Source organism: Vreelandella alkaliphila (assembly GCF_016107625.1).
Taxonomy (GTDB): domain Bacteria; phylum Pseudomonadota; class Gammaproteobacteria; order Pseudomonadales; family Halomonadaceae; genus Vreelandella; species Vreelandella alkaliphila.
Window position 1 is genome coordinate 17,870 of sequence record NZ_JABASV010000014.1, and the last position, 22,090, is coordinate 39,959.

Below are 22,090 nucleotides of genomic sequence, written 5' to 3' on the forward strand. Positions count from 1 at the left end.
GCACCCAATGGGTGCCTTTCTACATTGGTTACTCGTCGCTCTCTTCACCTTTTTTGCCGACCCGAACGGCCAAAACGTCGCACTGTGCGCCGTGAAGTACGCCGGTAGAAGTGGAGCCTAGCAGCAGGGCAAAGCCATGGCGCCCATGCGAACCAACAACGATCAGGTCGACGTTGTGCTCTTCTGCAAAACGATGAATTTCCGTGTCCGGCATGCCGACAACGACATGTTGATCAGCGGGCTCGACGTGAGGGGCGGCAATTTCAGTCAGCCGCTTCTTCGCGTGGTCATCCAGCTGGTCTTGAATGCTGGTGAGATCCATCGGGATGTCACCACCGTAAGCGAAGCCCAATGGCTCAAGGGTATGCATGATCGAAATCTTGGCGTCGTCATTGCGAGCAGCAATCGCGACTGCACGCTCTAAGATTTTATGGGAGTCTTTAGTTAAATCAACGGCTACTAAAATGTGGTGATAGCTCATGGCTTATCTCCTTCGTGATAATTAACAAAGAGAACGCTTTGTTAGATGACCTTTACTTTAGGCTTCAAGTGCCATCTTAACAACGATCTATGTCATGCTTTTTTAAGTTAACCCGATAGTATGACTAATTTTAACATCAATGCTTATGGCTAGTATTTGCGACGAGGAGAAGTGGCTAGATGGAGTGGCTTATTATTATTTTTATATCGCTGTTTGTTATTGCACCGGTAATGTGGCTTAAGCCCAGCCCGCGGCAGAAGCGCCATATGGCGCTGCGTTTGAATGCCGCCAAGAAGCACGGGGTAGTGATCAAGATGGAGAAGCCCCCGTTGCACAATTTTCGAGGCACGATGCCCGCTTATCGGTGGTGTTTTTCCCAACAGCAGCCAGGGCCTGATTTTGTGTTAGTGCGTGAATCGAACGCAAGTGAAGCGCTGGAGCTTTATCATGCTGGGTGGCGCTGGCGCATTGCACCATTACGGCCATTGCCAGAAATGGCAAGCGCTACTTTGAAAGCCCTGCTAGAGCGCCTTCCACAAGATGCTTTGGTGGTCGAGTCAAACGCGACGGCGTTAACGCTATGGTGGTGGGAGTCACAAACTGCGGAGCGTTTTGCTATCTATGGAGAAGACTTTCAGACGCTAAGAAAGGCGCTTAGCGGATTGTCAGACCGCCCTGCTGCAAAGCCGCTAAACGGGGCTGGTGAAACAGCAGGGCACTGATGGACGTCTTACGCCGAGGGACCGTCTTGGTCTCTTAACTGAATCGCCATACCATTGGACTCTATTAGCGCTAGCCACTTGTCTAACTGATCTAGGTCACTCTCACTTAGGCCCGCCAGCATCTCTTTGCGTGCCTCCTGGACGACGCTGTCGATTTGTTCAAGTAGCGGCATTGCCGCTGGCGTCAGATAGAGTCGTTTGCTTCGGCGATCATTATCGCAGGCCCGTCGCTCAACCAGCCCTTGTGCTTCGAGTTGTCCAAGGGTTCTAACTAATGAGGGCGCTTCTACGCCAATCACCCTTGCTAAATCACACTGTGGGTTGCCTTCGCCTAACTTCCATAAATGGTAAAGCGTCACCCAGCGTGTTTGTGTTAACCCCAAGGGTGCAAGCCTTCGATCAAGAATAGAGCGCCACAAGTGGGGCAGACGTGCAATGCGAAAACCAATTGTTGAAGCCATAGTAAACAGCTACCGAAAAATGTAAGTAGGCGAATTGTCATAAGCTGCGCCGCTGAATGCAAGGCGTTATGTTATTCGTCCGTTGATAGATCGTTTTCAGAATTGTTGTTTCCGGGTATAAAGCGCCGCAAATTTAGCGCACTCAAGCCGCTAGGTTGGATTTTGCTATCCGCTATCGTGGCTTTTTCCAAATCTTCCGAAACAGTAAACCGGATCAGCCCCAGCCGTTGTCCGCTAGCTGTCATAATGTCGATACGCCACTCTCCCGACGGCGCTTCTGGGAAATTTTGCTTATGGCTCCACGCACGATAGCCCTTTTCCCGTCCACCGTTGATAGCAAGTTCTACTTCATCTAACAATTCGCCGTTGTGGTGCCATGCATGATGAATTGTCTCGCTTAATCCACGCGGCGCCCGAATGGCGGTGTAAACGTAAAGGCCGGTAGAGCGAATTGCGTCTGGCGTAAGTGCCATGGTTCCCTGCGGCTCGCGGCTCTGAATATCCAGCGCTGGGGAAAGTGCACTGTTTGTCATCCATAAGCTGGCGGGAGGGACCCATATTTTGCCGAGCCAGGCCGCATAGGCCAACACGATAGTGAGCGCAAAGAACCCGCACCAGCGCGTTAACGAGCGTTTTTTAAGTAAGTGCCAAAAACTGGGCAACGCTACAAGTATGGTGATCACCAGCGCAAGGATCAAGCTTTGGCCAGTCGTCAGCTGCAGCATGATAGGCAGAATAACCAGTACCACTAAAAAGACACATTGGGCATGAAAGATAAAATAGAGGCTTCGCCAGCGCCCAGCGAGTTTGTAATAGAGCGGATCTATAATCGACAGTATTGCCATTGCGATCACTAACAGCGCAAATAGTGTCTGCCCGCTATTCCACACGGTTGTAACCAGGATAAACGGCAACGTAAAGAAAAGTGTTTCCTGGTGAATCATTTGGGCGATAAAGGTAGTGACACCACGGGGCAAGGTGGGATGGCCGCGTTTAGCAAGCCAGCGCCCGATGAGGCTCTCAGAAAGCAATAGCAGCCAGGCAAAAAGAAGTCCCAGCGCTAATACCGCCCCTAGCCACTGTTGGCGGTCCACCAGAAAAAAACTACCTAACCCGGCGCCAAACGCGATAGGTGGCCACAGCCAGCTCCAGGGCTTTAGGCGTTCGACAGTACGTTCAACCCGTGCTTGTAGTGCCGTTATACGGGCGGGAGTAAAGAAACTACCCATGGCGTTGTTGGCTCATAAATGAAAACAGCATGATCGTTGGATTCGTCGGTAAAGTCGATGCGTTCCCTATCCTGTCTATAAAAAGCGCACAAAATGTGGGCCTGCTGTAAGTTGATTTGTGTAAGTGCACTTGAGAGATAAGCGCATTAGCCAAAAGTCAGGGCTTGACGTTCCTCATTATCTCAACCAAGCTTACGCAATCAAACGACCGTATGAAATGCGTGGCAGGTCCGATTAATGGTGCCAGCCCGAACTTGTGGAGAGAGCGCGGATGATCTATCAAGGCAATGCCATCACGGTGGAGCGTCGTGACACCCAAGGTGGCAATGACATCGCTAAGCTCACTTTCGATCTGAAAGATGAGTCCGTTAATAAGCTGTCCAGTGCTGTTGTGGCAGAGTTGGGCGAGGCAGTAAAAGCGCTTCAAGCTGAAAGCGGCCTACAGGGGTTGATGATTAGCAGCGGCAAAGATGCGTTTATTGTCGGCGCTGACATCACCGAATTTCACAGCCTTTTTGACAAAGGCGAAGAGTATCTCGTCGAGATGAACCTTAAGGTTCACGACATCTTCAATGCGATTGAAGACCTGCCTTTTCCAACCGTGACGGCCATTAATGGCTTGGCACTGGGTGGCGGCTGCGAAGTACTGTTGACGACCGATTTCCGAGTAATGAGTGAGAAAGCCAAAATTGGCTTGCCTGAAACCAAGCTAGGCATTCTGCCCGGTTGGGGTGGATGTGTACGTTTACCCCGCTTGATTGGTGCGGATAACGCCATTGAGTGGATTGCTGGCGGCACTGAAAATCGTGCTAACGCAGCACTTAAAGTCGGCGCAGTCGATGCTGTCGTTACTCACGAGCTGCTTGAAGAAGCCGCGCTGGACATTCTAGACCGTGCCAATGCCGGTGAGTTGGATTACCAAGCGCGTCGCGAAGAGAAGAAATCACCGCTTAATCTCAACGCCATTGAGCAAATGATGGCGTTTGAAACCGCCAAAGGGTTTGTCGCTGGCAAGGCCGGCCCTCACTACCCCGCGCCGGTAGCATCGATTAAGGTGATTCAGAAAGGCGCTGGCGAGACGCGTGCCCGTGCCCAGGCGATTGAAGCGAAAGCATTTGCCAAGCTAGCACTCAGCAGTGTTGCCTTTAACTTGGTTGGCTTGTTCCTTAACGACCAGGTCGTGAAGAAAAAAGGTAGCAAATACGAGAAGCAGTCGCAGCCCGTTAAGCAGACCGCTGTGCTGGGCGCTGGCATTATGGGTGGTGGTATCGCCTATCAGAGCGCCAGCAAAGGCACGCCCATCATAATGAAAGATATTAACGATGAGGCGATTGAGCTGGGTCTGAAAGAGGCGCGTAAGCTATTTGCTAAGCAGGTAGAGCGTAAAAAGCTGACGACTGAGCAGATGGCTGAAAAACTGACCAACATTCGTCCCACGCTTTCTTACGGTGATTTCGGTAATGTTGATCTAGTGGTTGAAGCTGTCGTTGAAAATCCCAAGGTCAAAGACGCCGTGCTGACCGAAGTGGAAGGCATGGTGAGCGAAAACACCATCCTTACCTCCAACACCTCGACGATTTCTATCAATCGCCTAGCCAAAAACCTTAAGCGTCCAGAAAACTTTTGCGGTATGCACTTTTTTAACCCTGTGCATCGTATGCCGCTGGTGGAAGTTATTCGTGGCGAGAAGACATCAGATGCGGCGGTGGCCGCCACAGTTGCCTACGCTCGTGCAATGGGCAAAACCCCGATTGTTGTGAATGACTGCCCCGGCTTTTTGGTCAACCGCGTATTGTTCCCATATTTCGGTGGCTTTAGCTTCCTGGTAGAGCAGGGCGCTGATTTCCAACGCGTTGACAAAGTGATGGAAAAATTTGGCTGGCCCATGGGTCCTGCTTACCTGTTGGACGTAGTGGGTCTAGATACTGCAGTACACGCTAACGAAGTGATGGCGGAAGGCTTCCCGGATCGCATGGCGCGTGACGGCAAAACAGCTATTCAGGTGATGTACGACAATAAGCGCCTGGGCCAGAAGAACGATAAAGGCTTCTATGCCTATGAAGAAGATAAGAAAGGCAAACCTAAGAAAGTTACTGACGAACAAGCCTACGCACTGGTGAAAGACGTCGTGAAAGAGCAGAAAGAGTTTTCTGATGAAGACATTATCGCTCGCATGATGGTACCGCTTTGTCTGGAAACTGTTCGTTGCCTTGAAGATGGCATCGTGGAAACTCCCGCTGAAGCCGATATGGCATTAATCTACGGCATCGGTTTCCCTCCCTTCCGCGGTGGCGCACTGCGCTACATTGACGCGATGGGTGTTGCCGAATTCGTGAATCTAGCCGAAAACCTTGCGGAAGAGTTAGGCCCGCTTTACGCGCCCACTGAGAAGCTGCGTCAGATGGCTCAAAATAACGAGCAATTTTATTCTGGCTCTCAGGCCTAACCACCACGCAAAGGAGATATAAGATGAGTTTGAACCCAAGAGATATCGTGGTGGTTGACGGTGTACGTACCGCCATGGCGAAAGCTAAAAATGGTGCATTCCGCAATGTGCGCGCTGAGAACCTGTCAGCAGCCGTCATGCAGGCGCTGTTTGATCGTAACGCGAATTTAGACCCGTCCGAAGTTGATGATGTTATCTGGGGCTGTGTTAACCAGACGCTTGAGCAGTCCATGAACATTGCGCGTAATGCGGCAATCATGACCGGTATTCCGCGCTCGGTGCCTGCGCAAACTGTTAACCGTCTGTGTGGTTCCTCGATGACGGCACTACATATTGCGGCGGCCAACATTAAAGCAGGCATGGGCGACTTTTACGTGATTGGTGGGGTGGAGCACATGGAGCACGTGCCCATGGCTCACGGTGTTGATGTTAACCCCGCTGCTAGCAAGTACGCCGCAAAAGCCGCCATGATGATGGGGTTGACTGCTGAGCTGCTGGGCAAAATGCACGGTATTTCTCGTGAAGACCAGGATAAGTTTGGCGTGCGTTCCCACCAGCGTGCCCAGGCTGCGATGGAAAAAGGCTACTTCGATAACGAAATCATTGGTGTTGAAGGCCACGATCAGCGCGGTTTTAAAATTCTGTTCAAGAACGATGAAGTGATTCGTCCTGAGGCCAGTATCGAGTCAATGGCCAGCCTCAAGCCGGTATTTGATCCTCGCAACGGTACCGTTACTGCGGGCACGTCATCTGCATTGTCGGTAGGGGCTTCGGCGATGGCTGTTATGAGCTACGAGCGCGCTCAGGCGCTGGGGCTTGAGCCGATTGCAAAAGTGCTTTCAACAGGTGTTGCAGGCTGTGATGCCTCTATCATGGGTTACGGCCCAGTGCCTGCGTCTAAAAAAGCGCTGAAAGCCGCTGGCTTGTCGGCAGCCGATATTCAAACGGTTGAGCTTAACGAAGCGTTCGCTGCACAAGGTCTGCCCGTTTTGAAAGATCTGGGCTTCCTAGATGCCATGGATGAAAAAGTAAACCTCAATGGTGGTGCCATTGCGCTAGGCCACCCTCTAGGCTGTTCGGGCTCGCGGATCTGTACGACGCTGCTTAACGTTATGCAGCAGCGCGATACTACTCTCGGCCTTGCCACTATGTGTATCGGCATGGGGCAAGGGGTTGCGACCGTGTTTGAACGACTCAAATAAACACAGCGTTTACCCACAAAACGGCACCCATGCGGTGCCGTTTTTGCGTTCAGAGCGGCATTAAAATAAACCGTTATCCAGTCCCGCTGCCATGTAAAGGCCTAGCTCTTCTACTTGGTCGGCAAAAGTGTCCTGCCATTGACCACGTAACGTTAGTGGTTCCTGAACCCAGCGCCAACGTAGTCCTGTCACAATACTTTCTACTGCCCGCCGGGTGCCGGTGCCGTCGTGTCCAGCGCGAATATAGAGCGCGCATGGAAGCCCTTGTTTCTCTTCCAATATTCTGTAGTAACTGCGATCAAAAAAATCCTTAAGTGCACCGCTCATGTAGCCCAGGTTTTCTGTTGTGCCCAGCAAGATGCCATCGCAGGCGCGAATATCATCAGGGCCAGCCTCGAAAGGCGTTTTTACTATGCAGGCAACCTGCTCAACAACTTTTTGGCTCGCGCCCCGCTGGGCGGCATCACGCAGAGTGCGTGTATTAACTGATGGAGCATGGGCAACGATTAATAGCTGTTTCATTGTAGTGCCCCTGTTAGCTGGAAATTTGCGTAGTAAGCGTAAAGTGTCACACTGCTAAGTACGACTACGATGAGAGCCTATATGCCTGATAATGCCTCTATCAATGTTTTCTACGATGCTGTTTGCCCTATTTGTCGGAAGGATCGACGTCTTTTTGAGCGTTGGGCTGGCAAGCATGGTAACGGGATTAACTGGTGTGATGTGACTGAGCATCAGCGACAATTGCGTGAAAAAGGGGTAACACCAGAAGCTGCTTTACGCTCGCTGCATATCGAAAAAGCTGATGGCACGCTTATCGAAGGTATTGATGCCTACCGTTTGCTGATGATGCGTATTCCTCTACTTGTGCCAATCGCATGGCTGATTGGCCTGCCAGGGATCAAAAAAGCGTTACGCTGGTATTATGATCGCTGGGTGAGAAAGCGCCTAAAGCGGGAAGGGCGTTGGTCTGAATAAGTATGGATATTGATATAGGGAATTTATCATGAAGCAGCGTCTTCAGTGGTTAGCGCCAGCATGCGCAATGTTTACTATGTTAGTGGGGTGCGCTGGTCAGCCAACCTCCTCTCAAGCACCTGATGCCGCCGTTGCTCAGAAGGTTTCACCTGGCGTGGCTCAGGTATCTTCAGGAGCGGCGCAGCCAGGTTACGTAACTAACCGCCAAGTAACCGACTGGGTGCCGCCGCTGTTAACGAGCCCTGAAGAGAAGGCGGCCTACTATGTTAGCCGATTGGCAGACAGGCGGTTTGTCTCGCAGTACGGCGGACAAGACAATCCCCGTACTTGGTATATTGCGGCAGAGCGGTTAGGAGAAATCGGCTTGCCCGCTGTGCCTTTGCTGTTTACGCGCCTCAATACAACCGATGACTATGAGTTGATGTTAGCCCTGTATGCGCTTCAGCTTGCCACCCAAGATCCGCTATTGATGGCAAAAACTCGAGGTGACTATATACAGTTGCCCACCGTGTTAGATGCGACGGCAAATGCTGAAAATGTGCACATCGCGCGTCAGTGGTGGCAGCAGCATTCAGCACAGTTAGGTGAGTAGTAATGCGCTGTGTTGATAGCGCAAATTGGCGTATCCAACTGGAGTATTGTGCTCAAGCCGTGTAGGCTCCATCGCTTTCTAAGTTCTGTGAATGACTAAGTCCTGTGTATTAGCCTGATGCGTTGGAGCCTATCATGAGTGATCTACCCAATTGTCCTGCCTGTGCCTCTGAGTTTACCTACGATGATGGTATCCAGTATGTCTGCCCGGAATGCGGCAATGAATGGTCAAAAGTAGCAGAAGAGGGCGCTGAAGAAGCTAGCTCTGGTATTCGTGATGCTAACGGCAATATGCTGGCAGATGGTGACAGCGTCACTGTCATAAAAGACCTCAAGGTCAAAGGCAGTTCACTAGTGGTTAAGGTAGGCACTAAAGTTAAAAATATCCGTTTAGTCGATGGTGATCACGATATTGATTGCAAGGTCGACGGTATTGGGCCCATGAAGCTTAAGTCAGAGTTCGTCAAAAAAGCCTAGTACTCAAAGACATAGTACTTAAAGATATAGTACCCAAAGACATAGTACTCAAAGGCATAGCGCCTTCGCCACAAGGTGCTGCCCTTTAAAAAAACCTGCGAAATCCTCGCAGGTTTTTTTCGTTTAGCGCGTCGATAGTTTTTTCAAATGATAATGATTGTTGTTTTTGATGCTATCAGAGCCGAACGTGCTGTTATTTTGCACAAATTGATAACGATTTTGCTCTAGGGCTTCACATCAAATTTATACAGGACTAAAATGGTACCCATTAACGGGTAAGCCAACTGTAACGGCGAATGGGAGTCAACATGCTCAAGCTTTCTCGGCTGACAGACTATGCCGCTGTCGTGATGGCACAAATTGCTCGCCATCCACAGGTGTCGCATGCGGCGGCTGATTTAGCAGATGCAGTGCAGTTACCACATCCCACTGTTAGTAAGACGCTAAAGATGCTGGTGAAAGCCGGCCTTCTGGAGTCACAACGCGGTGTCCAGGGTGGTTATCGTCTGGCGCGACCAGCATCACACATTACTGCTGCCGATATTATTGCCGCTATTGAAGGGCCCGTGGCAATGACCGAGTGTAGCCAAGCTGAGGGTGAGTGCGACCTGGCTGCTACCTGCGGTGTCGCTGATAACTGGCAGCGAGTCTCACTGGCGATTCGCACGTTACTGGAAAGCGTTACGCTGGCGCACCTGGCCGATACGACGCCAATCAAGCTACCCGTTCAGCTACCGATTCAAAGCATTAGCCTGGCATCTGCTTAGGCAATGCAACATAGACTAACCCTATTGACGGCGAGCTAGGCTCGCCACCCAACTGCCCGGAGGGTATCACCATGGCAAGCGAAGAAATGGAACAGTTGGTTCGTCGCGAATACAAAGATGGTTTTATAACCGATATTGAAAGCGACACCCTGCCACCTGGCCTTGATGAAAACACCATTGCCTTTATCTCTAATAAGAAAGGCGAGCCGGAATGGATGCTGGAGTGGCGCCTAGATGCATACCGTCAGTGGTTGAAAATGAAAGAGCCGTCCTGGGCGCATCTTGATTATCCACCCATTGATTATCAATCGATCTCTTATTTCAGTGCGCCAAAGCGCCCTGAAGATCGCCCTCAGAGCCTGGATGAAGTCGATCCTAAGCTTCTCGAAACATATGAGAAGCTTGGTATTCCTTTGCATGAGCGTGCGGCGCTTGCCGGTGTGGCCGTCGACGCCGTATTCGATTCTGTTTCCGTGGCAACCACGTTCAAAAAACAGCTAGGCGAAGCGGGCGTTATTTTCTGCTCGATTTCTGAAGCAATTCGCGATTACCCAGACCTCATCAAACAGTATCTCGGTACGGTCGTTCCGGTGGCTGATAACTATTTTGCCGCACTAAACTCGGCTGTATTTACCGATGGGTCGTTTGTGTTTGTTCCTGAAGGCGTGACTTGCCCTATGGAACTGTCGACCTACTTCCGGATTAACGCGGCCAACACCGGCCAGTTCGAGCGCACTCTGATTATCTGCGAGAGCCGGGCTCAGGTGTCTTACTTGGAAGGCTGTACGGCGCCAATGCGTGATGAAAACCAGCTTCACGCGGCAGTTGTAGAACTCGTTGCGCTGGATGATGCCTACATCAAGTATTCCACCGTTCAGAACTGGTATCCCGGTGATGAGAACGGCAAGGGCGGGATTTACAACTTCGTTACCAAACGTGGCGATTGCCGCGGTGAGCGTTCGCGCATCAGTTGGACACAGGTAGAAACCGGTTCGGCGATCACCTGGAAATATCCTTCTTGTGTTTTGCGTGGCAAAGACAGTATCGGCGAGTTCTACTCCGTGGCGGTGACGAACGGCCGTCAGCAAGCGGATACTGGCACCAAAATGATTCACATTGGCGAAGGCACCCGTTCCTATATTGTTGCCAAAGGCATTTCGGCAGGTAAGAGCGATCAATCTTACCGTGGCCTGGTCAAAATTGGCCCTCGTGCCAAAGGGGCACGTAATTTCACTCAGTGTGATTCGTTGTTAATTGGCGACAAGTGCGGTGCCCATACCTTTCCTTACCAAGAAATTGGCAACAGTACCGCCACGATTGAGCACGAAGCCACCACGTCTAAGATCGGCGAAGATCAGCTGTTCTACTGCCAAAGCCGTGGGATTTCTGAAGAAGATGCGGTCAGCATGATTGTGAACGGCTTCTGTAAAGACGTTTTCCAAGAGCTGCCGATGGAATTCGCGGTAGAGGCAGAAGCGCTGCTAAATGTGACGCTTGAAGGCGCAGTGGGTTAACCACTTCGGCCCCGACTTATTTTACGGGAGACGCGCAAGCGTCCCGCAAGAATTTAAAAGGTTATGACTATGTTGCAAGTTAAAGATTTACACGTCACCGTCGACGGCAAAGAAATTTTGAAAGGTTTAACGCTCACCATCAATGCAGGTGAAGTGCATGCCATTATGGGCCCGAACGGCGCGGGTAAATCCACATTGTCGGCAGTTATTGCCGGTAAAGATGGCTACGAAGTGACCCATGGTAGCGTTACCTTTGAGGGGCAGGACGTGCTGGAAATGGAAATTGAAGAGCGCGCTCAAGCGGGCTTGCTACTAGGTTTCCAATACCCAGTGGAAATTCCAGGGGTAAAAAATATTTATCTGCTCAAATCTGCGCTTAATGCACAGCGTGTCGCACGTGGTGAAGCAGAAATGCCCGCTCCTGAGTTTATGAAGCTCGTCAAAGAGAAGCTGGGCTTTATGAAGATGGATGCCAGTTTCCTGCAGCGTGCCGTCAATGAAGGTTTCTCTGGCGGTGAGAAAAAGCGCAACGAAATTCTTCAGATGCTGGTGCTTCAGCCAAAGCTTGCCATGCTTGATGAAATTGACTCTGGTCTCGATATCGACGCGATGAAAGTCGTTGCCGATGGCGTTAACAGCCTGCGGGCTGAAGAGCGAGCCATTCTGCTGGTCACTCACTATCAGCGCCTGCTTGACTATATCGTACCGGATAAAGTGCACGTCTTAGTCGACGGTCGTATTGTGAAGAGCGGCGACGCTGAGCTTGCTAAAGAGCTGGAAGCCAACGGCTATGAAGGCATTGAGGAGTCTGCGGCATGAGCGATACGCAAACGTTTTTGGACACGCTGAAAGCGCGTAGCCAACAGCGCGGAGTTGAGCCAACCTGGATCGCGGCTCGCCGCCAAGCGGGAGCTGCCCGCTTTGAAGCCATGGGGTTTCCTACTCGCCGCGATGAAGAGTGGAAATACACTGACGTACGCACGATTGCCCAGGGCAACTTTGCGCTGGCTGAGACTGCAGACTTTTCCCAGGCACAAGCAGCCGCGCTTACGCTGCCGTTGGATGCGTACCGACTGACCTTTGTGGATGGTGTTTTCTCAGCCGCATTGTCGGACTTAGAAGCACTGCCGAGTAGCGTTCAGGTAATGCCGCTTTCCAAAGCGCTAAGCGATAACCATGAAGCCGTGGGTGGGCCGCTGGGTCGCTTAACGGGAGTAGATTTCTCCCCGTTCGCAGCGCTGAACACCGCGTTTATGGAAGAGGGGGCTGTGGTGCGCATTGCACCGGGTACCGTGGTGGAAAAACCCATCCTACTGCAGTTTCTGTCCCGTGCGGGCGCGCCAGTAATGAGCCATCCGCGCATTTTGGTCGAGGCAGCAGGGCGCAGTGAAGCAACGTTAATTGAGCACTATATCGGTGAAGCCGATGCGGCTAACTTCACCAACGTGGTTGCAGAGCTGATGCTTGATCGCGGTGCGATTTTGAATCACTACAAATTGCAAGAAGCGCCCTTGGGTGATCTGCATGTCGCCAGTATTCATGTTGAACAGGGCCGAGACAGCCGCTACAGCTCCTACAATCTGAATTTGGGCGGTGCGCTGGTACGCAACGACCTTATTAGTGATTTAAACGGCCAAGGCGCAGAAACTAACTTCTATGGCCTGTTCTTTGGTCAAGGTCGCCAGCACGTGGATAACCACACCAAGGTTAATCACAATGCGCCGCTAACGTTCTCGAACGAGAACTACAAAGGCATTTTGGATGACCGTGCCCATGGCGTCTTTAACGGTAAAGTGTACGTTAAGCGCGATAGCCAGAAGATCGAAGGTTTCCAAAGTAACCAAAACTTATTGCTTTCTGATCGCGCGCATATCGATGCCAAGCCTGAGCTTGAGATTTATGCTGATGACGTGAAGTGTTCTCATGGCACCACCACGGGGCAGTTGGATGAAGACGCGATCTACGCGTTGCGTACCCGCGGTATCGACAAAGCGACAGCGCGAGGCTTGTTAACGCTTGCATTTGCTGGCGAGGTGCTTGAACAGGTTGCGCTAGATGTGATTGCTGAGCGGGTAGAGTTAGCGGTAGCGGGCAAGCTGCCGGAACGCTTCAATCTCGCTGGATTGGTAGAAGCAGCGGCTGCGCTCAACGACTAACGCACTCAACGACTAGCCAAGGAGTCATCGATGCCCCATAGCGTGATTGAGAAACCCTCCGTGCTCGCCCCTGCAGCGTTTGATGTTGAAGCGTTGCGCAACGACTTCCCGATACTAAAACGGGAAGTGCACGGAAAGCCGTTGGTATATCTAGATAATGCCGCGACAAGCCAAACGCCCCAGCAGGTTATTGACGTATTCAGCGACTATTACTCGCGTTATAACGCCAATATCCACCGAGGGCTGCACACCTTGGCAGATGAGGCGACAGCAGCTTTTGAAGCCACACGGCATCGCGTTAAGGCGTTTCTCAATGCGGAAGATGCACGCCAGATTATCTTTACGCGGGGCACGACTGAAGCAATCAATTTAGTGGTTCAAAGTTGGGGGCGCTCCCAGCTTGCTGCGGGCGATGAAGTGCTAATTTCAATGTTGGAGCATCACTCCAATATTGTCCCTTGGCAGCTATTAGCGGCTGAGATCGGCTTTACCATTAAGGTCATTCCCGTTGAGGCTAATGGGGCGCTAGACATGGCGGCGTACCGCGCGCTGCTCAATGAGCGCACTAAACTAGTGGCAGTTAATCATGTCTCTAATGCGTTGGGCACCATTAACCCAGTGAAAGAGATGGCAACGCTTGCCCACCAGCACGGTGCGCTTATTCTGGTCGATGGTGCTCAGGCAACACCGCACCAGCAGGTTGATGTTCAGGATATTGATGCTGATTTCTATGCGTTCTCTGGGCATAAAATTTATGGCCCTACTGGCGTTGGCGTGCTGTACGGTAAGCAGACCTTATTAGAAGCGATGCCGCCTTGGCAGGGTGGTGGCGAGATGATTAAAACGGTCTCTTTTGACGTCGGCACCACCTTTGCGGAACTTCCGCATAAATTCGAAGCTGGCACTCCCGCCATTGCGGAGGTGATCGCTTTGGGGCGCGCTATTGAGTGGTTGGAAGGCGTTGGCGTGGAGGCGATTGGCGCTTGGGAAGCCGTATTGCTGGAACATGCCACTGCAGAGGTGAGCCAAATAGATGGCTTGCGCATTCTTGGCACAGCGCCACATAAAGCTGGCGTGCTTTCGTTTGTGGTCGAAGGCGCCCATTCCCAGGACATTGGGCTGCTGATTGATCAGCTAGGCGTCGCTATTCGTACCGGGCATCACTGTGCGCAACCATTGCTACATCATTTTGGCGTAGATGCGACGTGTCGTGCATCATTTGCGGCGTATAATACGCTTCAAGAGATAGATACGTTTGTTGCAGCGCTAAAGCGTGTGATCGGAATGGTACGTTAAAGGCCCTCATTTAAGGACCGTTATGGATATTGAGCAAGTGGCCAGCCTTGAACGTGGTCAAAAACTGCCGCTTCAGCGTGATGTTGACGCCATTGCTATTCCGTTTGGCAAAACGGAGACGCTGGCTGAGGACAGCGTTGTCAGCGTGATGCAAGCGAAGGGCAGCTCGGTAAGTGTTGGCTTTGAAGGACGGCTTTATCTTATTGAAGGGCGTAATTTGGATGCGTTAGGGCTCGAGCCATTGCCGCGTCCAACACTGCCTGAAAGTGCCAGCGATGAAGAAATTGAACAGTTTGTCTGGGAGCAGTTGCGTACCTGCTTCGATCCCGAAATACCGGTTAATATTGTTGATCTAGGGTTGGTCTATGGTTGCCGTCTTGAGCGCTTGATCAGTGGCGAGCTGATGGTCACTATTCGTATGACGCTGACCGCACCAGGCTGTGGAATGGGCGATGTCATTGCGGCGGATGCGCGGAATAAAATCCTAGGCGCACCTCAGATTAACAAGGTACATACTGAAATTGTCTTCAGCCCGCCCTGGAGCCGTGACATGATGAGCGACGAAGCCAAGCTTGAGCTCGGCATGTTTTAACCCCTGATGGGGAGCTGGATGCACAGCCTGCTATTACGTTACATAAAACGTTTTTTGATGTCGCTAGGAGCACTTATGCTGCTGGCGACATTGCTGTTTATAGTTGGTAATTTTTGGGTGGTTGCCAGTACGGCACGCTATATTGATGACAGCTTTGCGGAGTGTCGCCCAACCGATGTGGCGATTGTATTTGGTACCTCTAATTGGACACGCAGCGGCTTTCGCAACCCTCACTTTCAAGCCCGTATGCGAACCTCTGCGCGTCTGATTGCCGATCAGCGGGTCAGCCATTTATTAATCTCTGGGGATAATCGTACTCAAGCCTATAACGAGCCTCGCGCCATGTGGCGTGATCTTTATCGTCGCGGTGTGCCAGCAGACCAGCTCACCATGGATTTTGCTGGGTTCAGTACCTATGACACGCTTGCGCGCGCTAGAGATGTCTTTCAGTTAGATAAGGCGTTGCTGGTTACTCAGAGCTGGCATCTTCCCCGTGCAGTTTTTATTGGTCGCGCATTAGGAATGGATGTAACTGGCTGTGTGGCGGAAGAGAAATCTGCTGCTGGGGAGTGGCGGTTGAAAATGCGCGAATGGGTGGCGCGGGTCGCTACTTTAGGTGATCTATATATTTGGGGAAGAGAGCCTCACTTTCTAGGCTCTCCAGAACCTATCGAATTAAACGCTAGTAGCAACGTCGGCGAAGTGTCTCGCCTCCCTATTGGCCTTGATATTTACCACTACACTGTGAGATCGGCGCAGACGTCACATGAGCAAGCGGCGGTGATCAATAGGGGTGATCAATAGGTTAGCGATGCGTTTTGCGCTTTTGTAAGTTATACAATTCGCGTATTAACTTACGGCAACCTTGCATACACTCTTCCACTACCGGCTCAATGGGATCGGGCAGGGGGTGAGTGAATAGCGTTGAAAGGGCTTGCATCAGTACGCGCTCTTGTTCTAACAGCTCATTGATTAATACCTGGCTATCGTTGCCCACAAAGCTTTTTAAACGGCTCCATAGCCATAAAAAGTCGTCACGCTCAACGTCAGCATCTCGAGGCAGCATTTTTAAGTGCGCACGGGCCAGTTCCTGAAGTTTACGCATCTGATTTAACCGCTCAGTATAGTGCGGTTTCAGTGCATCACGCAGCGTGGGTCTCAGGCGTTCAATATTATCCTGGAAATAATCAATGCTATCGGCCAGCGCTTCCAGCACGCTGTCCATCGCCACTTGGCGATTGTCGAGAAACATGAGCGTCTACCTCCTTCGGTGACGCAGATTGTGGGGGTGGCAGCGCTAATTTGCCACCCCTAATGCGGATTATTTTTGCATTAAGCCTTAGCCTTTAGGCTTGGGTGGCGCTTTACGCACTGGCATGGCATTTTTTTCGATGTGTTCGATGATCATGCTGGCGATATCTTTACCTGTTGCATTCTCAATACCTTGTAGTCCAGGTGATGAGTTGACCTCCATAATCACCGGTCCATGGTTAGAGCGCAGTAAGTCGACACCTGCAACGCGCAGTCCCATGGCTTTTGCCGCTCGAATGGCCGTTGAGCGCTCTTCGGGGGTAATGCGGATGACGCTGGCGGTGCCCCCACGATGCAGGTTTGAACGGAACTCGCCTTCGGCTGCCTGGCGCTTCATCGAAGCAACCACTTTATCGCCAATCACCAGACAGCGAATATCGGCGCCGCGCGCCTCTTTAATGTACTCCTGAACCATGATGTTGGTTTTCATGCCCATAAACGCTTGAATAACCGACTCAGCTGCTTGGTTTGTTTCAGCAAGTACAACGCCGATACCTTGCGTTCCTTCCAGCAGCTTGATGACCAGCGGAGCACCCTTGACCATGGTAATAAGGTCAGGAATGTCATCAGGAGAGTGGGCGAAACCCGTGATGGGCAAGCCCAGCCCCTTCCTTGAGAGAAGCTGTAGCGAGCGTAACTTATCCCGTGAACGAGTGATGGCAACAGAGTCGTTTATTACGTAGGTGCCCATCATTTCAAATTGACGCAGTACGGCGCAGCCATAAAAGGTAACCGATGCCCCTATACGAGGAATGACGGCATCAAAGGGCTCGATTTCGGCGCCTTTATAATGAATCGACGGATGGTGGGAGGCGATGCTCATATAGCAGCGCAGCGTGTCTACCACGCGAGCGGTGTGCCCACGCTGCTCGGCGGCCTCAATAAGGCGGCGAGTAGAATATAGATTGCGATTGCGCGAAAGCAGGGCAATATGCATGCAGGGCTCCGGGGCCAAAAAGTATGGCTAATAAGTTAGTTTAAGGCTCGCCGTGCAAAAATGCAGCCCCAGGGGCTATAAGCAAGCGTCGCATAGCGCGGCGCCCAAGCAGCATGGGATGGCGCATATTGCTACGGTCAGTCAGGGTTAGTTCAACCGGAAAATTTAGTTCACCCAATTGCATCGGGGTGCGAATAACATAACGCCACTCGCTGTGCCCATTAGAACTGGTAACGCGCCGCCTGTCGTGCAGGTGGAGCTGGTAGCGGTGGGCAGGCGTTTGCGGGCCGCCACTATGGGTAATAAAACTTACCCACAGCTGCCCATCCTCATCTTCATGAGTGTCAATTTCTTCGGCATGCAAAGCAGAGGTGCGCGCGCCAGTATCGGCTTTGCAGCAAAGGTGAAGCCCTAATTCAGGTAACGTCACCATTTCACGGCGGCCGATGACTGCTTTGGCCTGATAGGGTAATTCCTTCACGGCATACTCCTGGCAAATGAAGGTTTGTCATCAAGAAATGAGTCGATCTAGCGTCTCATAAATAAATAGCTAGCTTCTAGCTTGGTTAATCAACGCACTTAGCCTTAGCTGAATCGCGGAATCAGGCGGCGCGTCGCGTAGTGTCAGCATAACCAATAGGCGAAGTCTGGGAATCAGTGCAAGGTCACGTACGACTGCATTAAAGTTAGTGCGTTTGTCTTCTGCTAAACGCTGTAAAAGCAGTGGTAAACGTTCAGCGTCTTCTAACAATAACCACCCGCGGCCAGCAATGGCTGCGATAATATCTGGGCCGCAAGCAACAGGGTCATTTAACAGGCTTGAGTACCATTGGCCGACATCTGCTGATGGAGTGCAGCCCACGGCGCGCACGCAGGCGCACAGGGTTTCTACGTCACCATCAATGGCTGCTTGCTCTCCACGCGCCCGTAATGCACTTACCAGCGGCTCTGCAAGAGACCTATGCTCCAGGCAATAGCACAGCGAGTGAGCGACACTAGTGGGCAACTGGGGAAGGCGCAGCGCTAGCGCTTCTGATGTGGGTAAGTCGAGGCGTACCACATAATCAGCGATGCCTTGTAATCCCAGTGCTTGCCAGTCAATAGTCTGCTGGCCACTAAGATAGGCCTCGACAGGCTCTAAGTGTTGGCTAGCGGCAAGCTCTAATGCATAAGTGGCCTGAGCATTAAGCATTGCTTGAAAAGTAATATCAGGCGAAAAAGCGAGCGGATTATCCTTCATTAGGTGATCCACGTCAGCAGTTTCTGCCTGGCCTAGCGGTTTATTTTCTAGCTGCGCCGCATTTCTCCCAAGGGTTTCGAGCAAGCGATTAATAAAACCGTCTCGTTGGGCGGGGGAGAGCTTGCCTTGTTCGTCTAGCGGCAGCGCCAAAAACCAGATGGCTGGTTCAGGCATGTCACCCATGCGAAATACTACGCCAAGGCGTGCCTGCTGTTGCCAGGGTTCCGGCCAGGCTATCTCGCCATTTTCGAATGCACGCAGTGTTTCTCGTGGGCAGTCCGTTACTCGTCGTCCCATATGATAGAGGGAAACGTCCGCGCCGCTACGTGTAAAAAACTCATCAAGTGTCTGGATTGGTTGCATGACATCCTTCCGCATTTCAAGCCTGCACTCTACCTTGCTGATGTGTCACTGTCAGCCGCAAACGCTGATTAATCCGTGCTTTATTATCAAAATGGTTAAAAATTGCACAATATGGCGTAACCCGCATGAGAGTAACAGTAGCGACATCTTTCCATAGTTTATCCACAGCCTCTTGCAGGTTTTCTGTGAATCTGTGAATAAGACACAAACTCTGTCAGACGGTTGGCAACTTACCCACAGTGCTGGGATAATAGAGCTTTACTGATTCAAATGGAAAAGGTGCTTATGAGCGTCCATCAACAGCTTCAAACCGCGCTTCTTGAGCTTGAAGCCACTATGAAGGCCGCTAACTTATGGCGTATGACAACGCCTGATATTTCAGCATTTAATAGCCAGCAACCCTTCTGTATCGACACGATGTCGCTGCCTCAGTGGATTCGATTTGTCTTTATCGCTCGATTAAATGCACTGATTGATGCCCAGGCCACCATGCCTGCCAAGTGCGATGTAGCGCCGGCAGTGGCTGCTTACCTAATGCAGGAAAAAGTTCGTGCCAGTGACCAGCTACTGGTTGTTCGAGCCGTTGAAAAGATAGATCGGCTAGTTACCGAAAGCTAGGTCGCGCTAATACGAGGAGCTGAAGCCTATTGTGATGAGGGTGTCAGCAAAGACAATGCCCAGCACCGCAAGCAGCGGGACTGGGCATTTTTCATGCGATTATACGGCTAGCACAGCCGTAGCGGTGTTAGAACCGATAGCTTAAGCCTGCCATAACCACTAAGGGATCAATCTCTACCGTGCCTGCAGCGGCACCGTTAATGGTCGCGTCAGTATCGATGTCGATATACCACGCTGCTGCGTTAAGTGCCCAGTTCTCATCGATAAGTAAATCGATACCCACTTGAGCTGCGGCCCCCCAGGAGTCGTCCAGCTCCAGTTCGCCAATGGCTAGCTCTTCATCAGAGAAAAAGGTGTAGTTAATACCTGCGCCGACATAAGGCTGTACGCGCGCATCAGTGCCACCTAGTGGGTAGTACTGGAGCGTTAGAGTTGGCGGAAGGTGTTTGGTAGAGGCAAGGTTATCACCGTTCAGGGCAATATCGTGCTCAAACGGCAGAGCTGCCAGTAACTCGATGCCCATTTTGTCGTGGAAGCGGTAGCCCAGGGTAAATGCGAAATCGGTTTTGTCCTGAACATCAACCGTGAACGCGCCTCCGGCTAATGAACCGTTGTCGCTTTTTGGCTCCACTTTGGCAACACCCACGCGAGTAAAGAAATCGCCAGCGCCGTAAGCTAAAACTTGGCCGCTTGCCATCAATGTGGCTGCTGCAAGTCCAGTGGTGAGCAGTGTTGAAAGAGAGTTATGGCGCATAGCGTCGCTCCTGACCATTAATGTGAGTCTTTGCAGTGAGTGGTTAACGTGAACCGTTGTTCGACATGATCGCGAACCATGTAAAGAGTGTATCGGGTAGAGGAGGGCAGGTTATTGACCTGGGGCAAAGAGTGGAGCTCCGCCGTTAAATAATGGGCTTATAAAAGAGGCCATCAGAAGTGAAAGAGGCCTTCCCGTGGCATGGGAAGGCCTCAATGATCAACTAATTGTTTAATTAAGCTGAGTGTGTCATTGACGCTCGTCTAGCGATCAATATGCTGATATTCACCCGCATCGGCAGTTATGCTACTAACCACCAAGATGGCAATAAAGGCAGCGATGAAGCCTGGGATGATCTCGTACACGCCGGGGCCACCCATAAATTCTCCGTTCCAGCCTAATGCAATCCAAATCATGACGGTAGCAGCGCCCACTACCATGCCTGCAATGGCGCCAGCTCCGTTCGTGCGAGACCACATTAGCGACAGAATGATCAGCGGGCCAAATGCTGCGCCAAAGCCAGCCCAGGCGTTACTTACTAGCCCAAGAACTTGGGAGTCTGGATTTGACGCAATCACAGCGGCCACCAGACCAACCAGTACGACACAGATTCGACCCACCTTTACGCACTCTTTATCGGTTGCTTCCTTTCTGAGGAACAGGCGATAGAAATCTTCGGTCAATGAAGACGACGATACTAACAATTGGCTGGAAATGGTGCTCATAATCGCAGCAAGCAGTGCCGCATAGAGGAAGCCGGTGACCAGCGGGTGGAATAGCAGGTTCGCCAGAATGATGAAGATCGTTTCTGGATCCTCGATATCCATGCCGTTGCGGATTGCATAAGCCCGGCCAAATAGACCTAGAGAGACTGCGCCAATCAGGGAAATAAGCATCCAGCTCATGCCGATATTACGGGCAGTAGGCACATCTTTCAGCGTCCGGATGGCCATAAAGCGCACAATGATATGTGGTTGACCGAAATATCCCAGTCCCCAGGTAACCGCAGAGAGCCAGCCAATAAAGGTCAGCCCTGACGTCCAGGATAGCAGGGTGGGGTCGACTTCATTTAGCGTCTGTGATGCTTGGGAGAACCCGCCACCGCCTTCGCCAAATAGCACCACTGCAGGCATGATTACTAGCGCTAGCATCATGATACAGCCTTGCACGAAGTCGGTCATACTCACGGCCAGAAAGCCGCCAACAACGGTATAGACAAGTACCACACCAAGTGTAATGAGGATGCCTACAGCATAGTCGCTCATGCCGCCGATGTTAAAAATACCGGCAAACGCGCTTTCAAACAGTTTGCCCCCAGCGACTAGGCCTGATGCCGTGTAAACCGCGAAAAAGATGACGATAACGATAGCAGACACCGTGCGCAGTGAAAGCGCACGTGTCGGAAAGCGGTTTGCCAAAAAGGCTGGAATGGTAATCGCATTACCGTAGTGAACCGTCTGTTCACGCAGTCGGGGGGCGACCAGAGTCCAATTGAAGAACGCACCCACCAGAAGGCCAATGCCGATCCAGGCGGATCCCAAGCCGGAAACAAACATTGCGCCGGGCAACCCAAGCAGCAGCCAGCCGCTCATGTCCGAAGCGCCAGCCGACAGAGCTGCTACTTGTGGACTGAGGCCACGTCCCCCCAGCATGTAATCTTCTGATGAAGATGTCGCTTTGCGCATGGCATAAATGCCGATGGCGATCATGAGCGCAAAGTAGGCAAAAAGACTAATCCAAACACCGATAGCCATGAAAGTTCTCCAATTTGTCAGGACGGAGCTAGCTCCGACAGGTTAGCGCGCTTGCCGTGCAGAACCGCTAGTAGCACGCATGTTTAACTCCGCTTCTTATTCGTGTAGCAAGGCGCTACCGCTTGGTCCTCGATATTCCTTGCTAGGGAAGCGCCTGTACTGGCCGCCTCCCGGCAACACGATGTTATTATCGTCTAAGTT

24 protein-coding genes are annotated in these 22,090 nt (G+C 51.6%); 14 read left to right on the forward strand and 10 right to left on the reverse strand.

Annotated features, from left to right (window positions below; all coding sequences use genetic code 11):
* Positions 1 to 28 precede the first annotated feature (28 nt).
* Positions 29 to 481 carry a universal stress protein gene (locus JFC11_RS16675; RefSeq protein WP_038483043.1) on the reverse strand — a complete coding sequence of 151 codons (453 nt, stop codon included), beginning with the start codon at positions 479 to 481 and terminating at the stop codon, positions 29 to 31.
* A gap of 179 nt (positions 482 to 660) precedes the next feature.
* Between JFC11_RS16675 and JFC11_RS16680 the strand changes: the two genes are divergently transcribed.
* Positions 661 to 1,203 (forward strand): hypothetical protein, encoded by a 543-nt coding sequence (locus JFC11_RS16680; RefSeq protein WP_038483046.1) that lies wholly within the window; start codon positions 661 to 663, stop codon positions 1,201 to 1,203.
* An 8-nt stretch (positions 1,204 to 1,211) separates the two neighbouring features.
* Here JFC11_RS16680 and slyA read toward each other — a convergent pair whose 3' ends face one another.
* Both slyA and JFC11_RS16690 read right to left on the reverse strand, forming a co-directional pair.
* A complete protein-coding gene (gene slyA / locus JFC11_RS16685; protein ID WP_038483050.1) occupies positions 1,212 to 1,664 on the reverse strand; it encodes a transcriptional regulator SlyA in 453 nt (150 codons plus the stop codon).
* A 71-nt stretch (positions 1,665 to 1,735) separates the two neighbouring features.
* Complete coding sequence (locus JFC11_RS16690; protein WP_038483053.1) at positions 1,736 to 2,893, reverse strand: DUF5924 family protein; 1,158 nt, start codon at positions 2,891 to 2,893, stop codon at positions 1,736 to 1,738.
* 271 nt (positions 2,894 to 3,164) lie between these two features.
* Between JFC11_RS16690 and fadB the strand changes: the two genes are divergently transcribed.
* A complete protein-coding gene (fadB, locus tag JFC11_RS16695; protein ID WP_198350105.1) occupies positions 3,165 to 5,339 on the forward strand; it encodes a fatty acid oxidation complex subunit alpha FadB in 2,175 nt (724 codons plus the stop codon).
* Between the two features lie 23 nt (positions 5,340 to 5,362).
* The gene (fadA, locus tag JFC11_RS16700; protein ID WP_038483059.1) at positions 5,363 to 6,541 is read left to right on the forward strand and encodes an acetyl-CoA C-acyltransferase FadA; all 1,179 of its coding nucleotides are present in this window, start codon (positions 5,363 to 5,365) and stop codon (positions 6,539 to 6,541) included.
* A gap of 60 nt (positions 6,542 to 6,601) precedes the next feature.
* Here the strand turns inward: fadA and JFC11_RS16705 are convergent, their stop codons facing one another.
* The gene (locus tag JFC11_RS16705; RefSeq protein WP_198350106.1) at positions 6,602 to 7,063 is read right to left on the reverse strand and encodes a flavodoxin family protein; all 462 of its coding nucleotides are present in this window, start codon (positions 7,061 to 7,063) and stop codon (positions 6,602 to 6,604) included.
* Between the two features lie 81 nt (positions 7,064 to 7,144).
* On the opposite strand from JFC11_RS16705, the gene JFC11_RS16710 reads away from it, so the two are divergent.
* The 10 genes from JFC11_RS16710 (at position 7,145) to JFC11_RS16755 (ending at position 15,716) form a co-directional block, all read left to right on the forward strand.
* Positions 7,145 to 7,519 carry a thiol-disulfide oxidoreductase DCC family protein gene (locus JFC11_RS16710; protein ID WP_038483065.1) on the forward strand — a complete coding sequence of 125 codons (375 nt, stop codon included), beginning with the start codon at positions 7,145 to 7,147 and terminating at the stop codon, positions 7,517 to 7,519.
* 28 nt (positions 7,520 to 7,547) lie between these two features.
* On the forward strand, positions 7,548 to 8,111 hold the full coding sequence (locus JFC11_RS16715) for a hypothetical protein (protein ID WP_198350107.1): 564 nt from the start codon (positions 7,548 to 7,550) through the stop codon (positions 8,109 to 8,111).
* Positions 8,112 to 8,245: 134 nt separating this feature from the next.
* Positions 8,246 to 8,587 carry a zinc ribbon domain-containing protein YjdM gene (locus tag JFC11_RS16720; RefSeq protein ID WP_038483071.1) on the forward strand — a complete coding sequence of 114 codons (342 nt, stop codon included), beginning with the start codon at positions 8,246 to 8,248 and terminating at the stop codon, positions 8,585 to 8,587.
* A 308-nt stretch (positions 8,588 to 8,895) separates the two neighbouring features.
* A complete protein-coding gene (locus JFC11_RS16725) occupies positions 8,896 to 9,354 on the forward strand; it encodes an SUF system Fe-S cluster assembly regulator (RefSeq protein ID WP_038483075.1) in 459 nt (152 codons plus the stop codon).
* Positions 9,355 to 9,425: 71 nt separating this feature from the next.
* Complete coding sequence (gene sufB / locus JFC11_RS16730) at positions 9,426 to 10,868, forward strand: Fe-S cluster assembly protein SufB (protein ID WP_038483079.1); 1,443 nt, start codon at positions 9,426 to 9,428, stop codon at positions 10,866 to 10,868.
* 69 nt (positions 10,869 to 10,937) lie between these two features.
* Entirely contained in the window at positions 10,938 to 11,687 is a 750-nt protein-coding gene (gene sufC / locus JFC11_RS16735; protein WP_198350108.1) for a Fe-S cluster assembly ATPase SufC, read from the forward strand.
* Complete coding sequence (sufD, locus tag JFC11_RS16740) at positions 11,684 to 13,024, forward strand: Fe-S cluster assembly protein SufD (RefSeq protein WP_198350109.1); 1,341 nt, start codon at positions 11,684 to 11,686, stop codon at positions 13,022 to 13,024. Before sufC ends, sufD begins: the two co-directional genes overlap by 4 nt.
* 30 nt (positions 13,025 to 13,054) lie before the next feature.
* Positions 13,055 to 14,320 carry an aminotransferase class V-fold PLP-dependent enzyme gene (locus tag JFC11_RS16745; protein WP_095604618.1) on the forward strand — a complete coding sequence of 422 codons (1,266 nt, stop codon included), beginning with the start codon at positions 13,055 to 13,057 and terminating at the stop codon, positions 14,318 to 14,320.
* A 22-nt stretch (positions 14,321 to 14,342) separates the two neighbouring features.
* Positions 14,343 to 14,912 (forward strand): putative Fe-S cluster assembly protein SufT, encoded by a 570-nt coding sequence (gene sufT, locus JFC11_RS16750; protein ID WP_198350110.1) that lies wholly within the window; start codon positions 14,343 to 14,345, stop codon positions 14,910 to 14,912.
* Positions 14,913 to 14,930: 18 nt separating this feature from the next.
* Entirely contained in the window at positions 14,931 to 15,716 is a 786-nt protein-coding gene (locus tag JFC11_RS16755; protein WP_198350111.1) for a SanA/YdcF family protein, read from the forward strand.
* Position 15,717: 1 nt separating this feature from the next.
* Here JFC11_RS16755 and JFC11_RS16760 read toward each other — a convergent pair whose 3' ends face one another.
* The 4 genes from JFC11_RS16760 to JFC11_RS16775 all read right to left on the reverse strand — a co-directional run bounded on the left by JFC11_RS16760 (position 15,718) and on the right by JFC11_RS16775 (position 18,763).
* Positions 15,718 to 16,164 (reverse strand): hypothetical protein, encoded by a 447-nt coding sequence (locus JFC11_RS16760; RefSeq protein ID WP_038483095.1) that lies wholly within the window; start codon positions 16,162 to 16,164, stop codon positions 15,718 to 15,720.
* An 87-nt stretch (positions 16,165 to 16,251) separates the two neighbouring features.
* Positions 16,252 to 17,160 (reverse strand): 30S ribosomal protein S6--L-glutamate ligase, encoded by a 909-nt coding sequence (rimK, locus tag JFC11_RS16765; RefSeq protein ID WP_038483098.1) that lies wholly within the window; start codon positions 17,158 to 17,160, stop codon positions 16,252 to 16,254.
* Between the two features lie 40 nt (positions 17,161 to 17,200).
* Positions 17,201 to 17,641: an ATP-dependent zinc protease family protein gene (locus JFC11_RS16770; protein ID WP_009724956.1), complete on the reverse strand. Its 441-nt coding sequence runs from the start codon at positions 17,639 to 17,641 to the stop codon at positions 17,201 to 17,203.
* A 69-nt stretch (positions 17,642 to 17,710) separates the two neighbouring features.
* Positions 17,711 to 18,763: a DUF3549 family protein gene (locus JFC11_RS16775; protein ID WP_198350112.1), complete on the reverse strand. Its 1,053-nt coding sequence runs from the start codon at positions 18,761 to 18,763 to the stop codon at positions 17,711 to 17,713.
* Positions 18,764 to 19,048: 285 nt separating this feature from the next.
* Between JFC11_RS16775 and JFC11_RS16780 the strand changes: the two genes are divergently transcribed.
* Positions 19,049 to 19,381 carry a YqcC family protein gene (locus JFC11_RS16780; RefSeq protein ID WP_038483105.1) on the forward strand — a complete coding sequence of 111 codons (333 nt, stop codon included), beginning with the start codon at positions 19,049 to 19,051 and terminating at the stop codon, positions 19,379 to 19,381.
* A 127-nt stretch (positions 19,382 to 19,508) separates the two neighbouring features.
* Here JFC11_RS16780 and JFC11_RS16785 read toward each other — a convergent pair whose 3' ends face one another.
* On the reverse strand, positions 19,509 to 20,135 hold the full coding sequence (locus tag JFC11_RS16785; protein WP_038483108.1) for an OmpW/AlkL family protein: 627 nt from the start codon (positions 20,133 to 20,135) through the stop codon (positions 19,509 to 19,511).
* Positions 20,136 to 20,398: 263 nt separating this feature from the next.
* Positions 20,399 to 21,889: a sodium/proline symporter PutP gene (gene putP, locus JFC11_RS16790; RefSeq protein WP_038483111.1), complete on the reverse strand. Its 1,491-nt coding sequence runs from the start codon at positions 21,887 to 21,889 to the stop codon at positions 20,399 to 20,401.
* Positions 21,890 to 22,090: the final 201 nt, after the last annotated feature.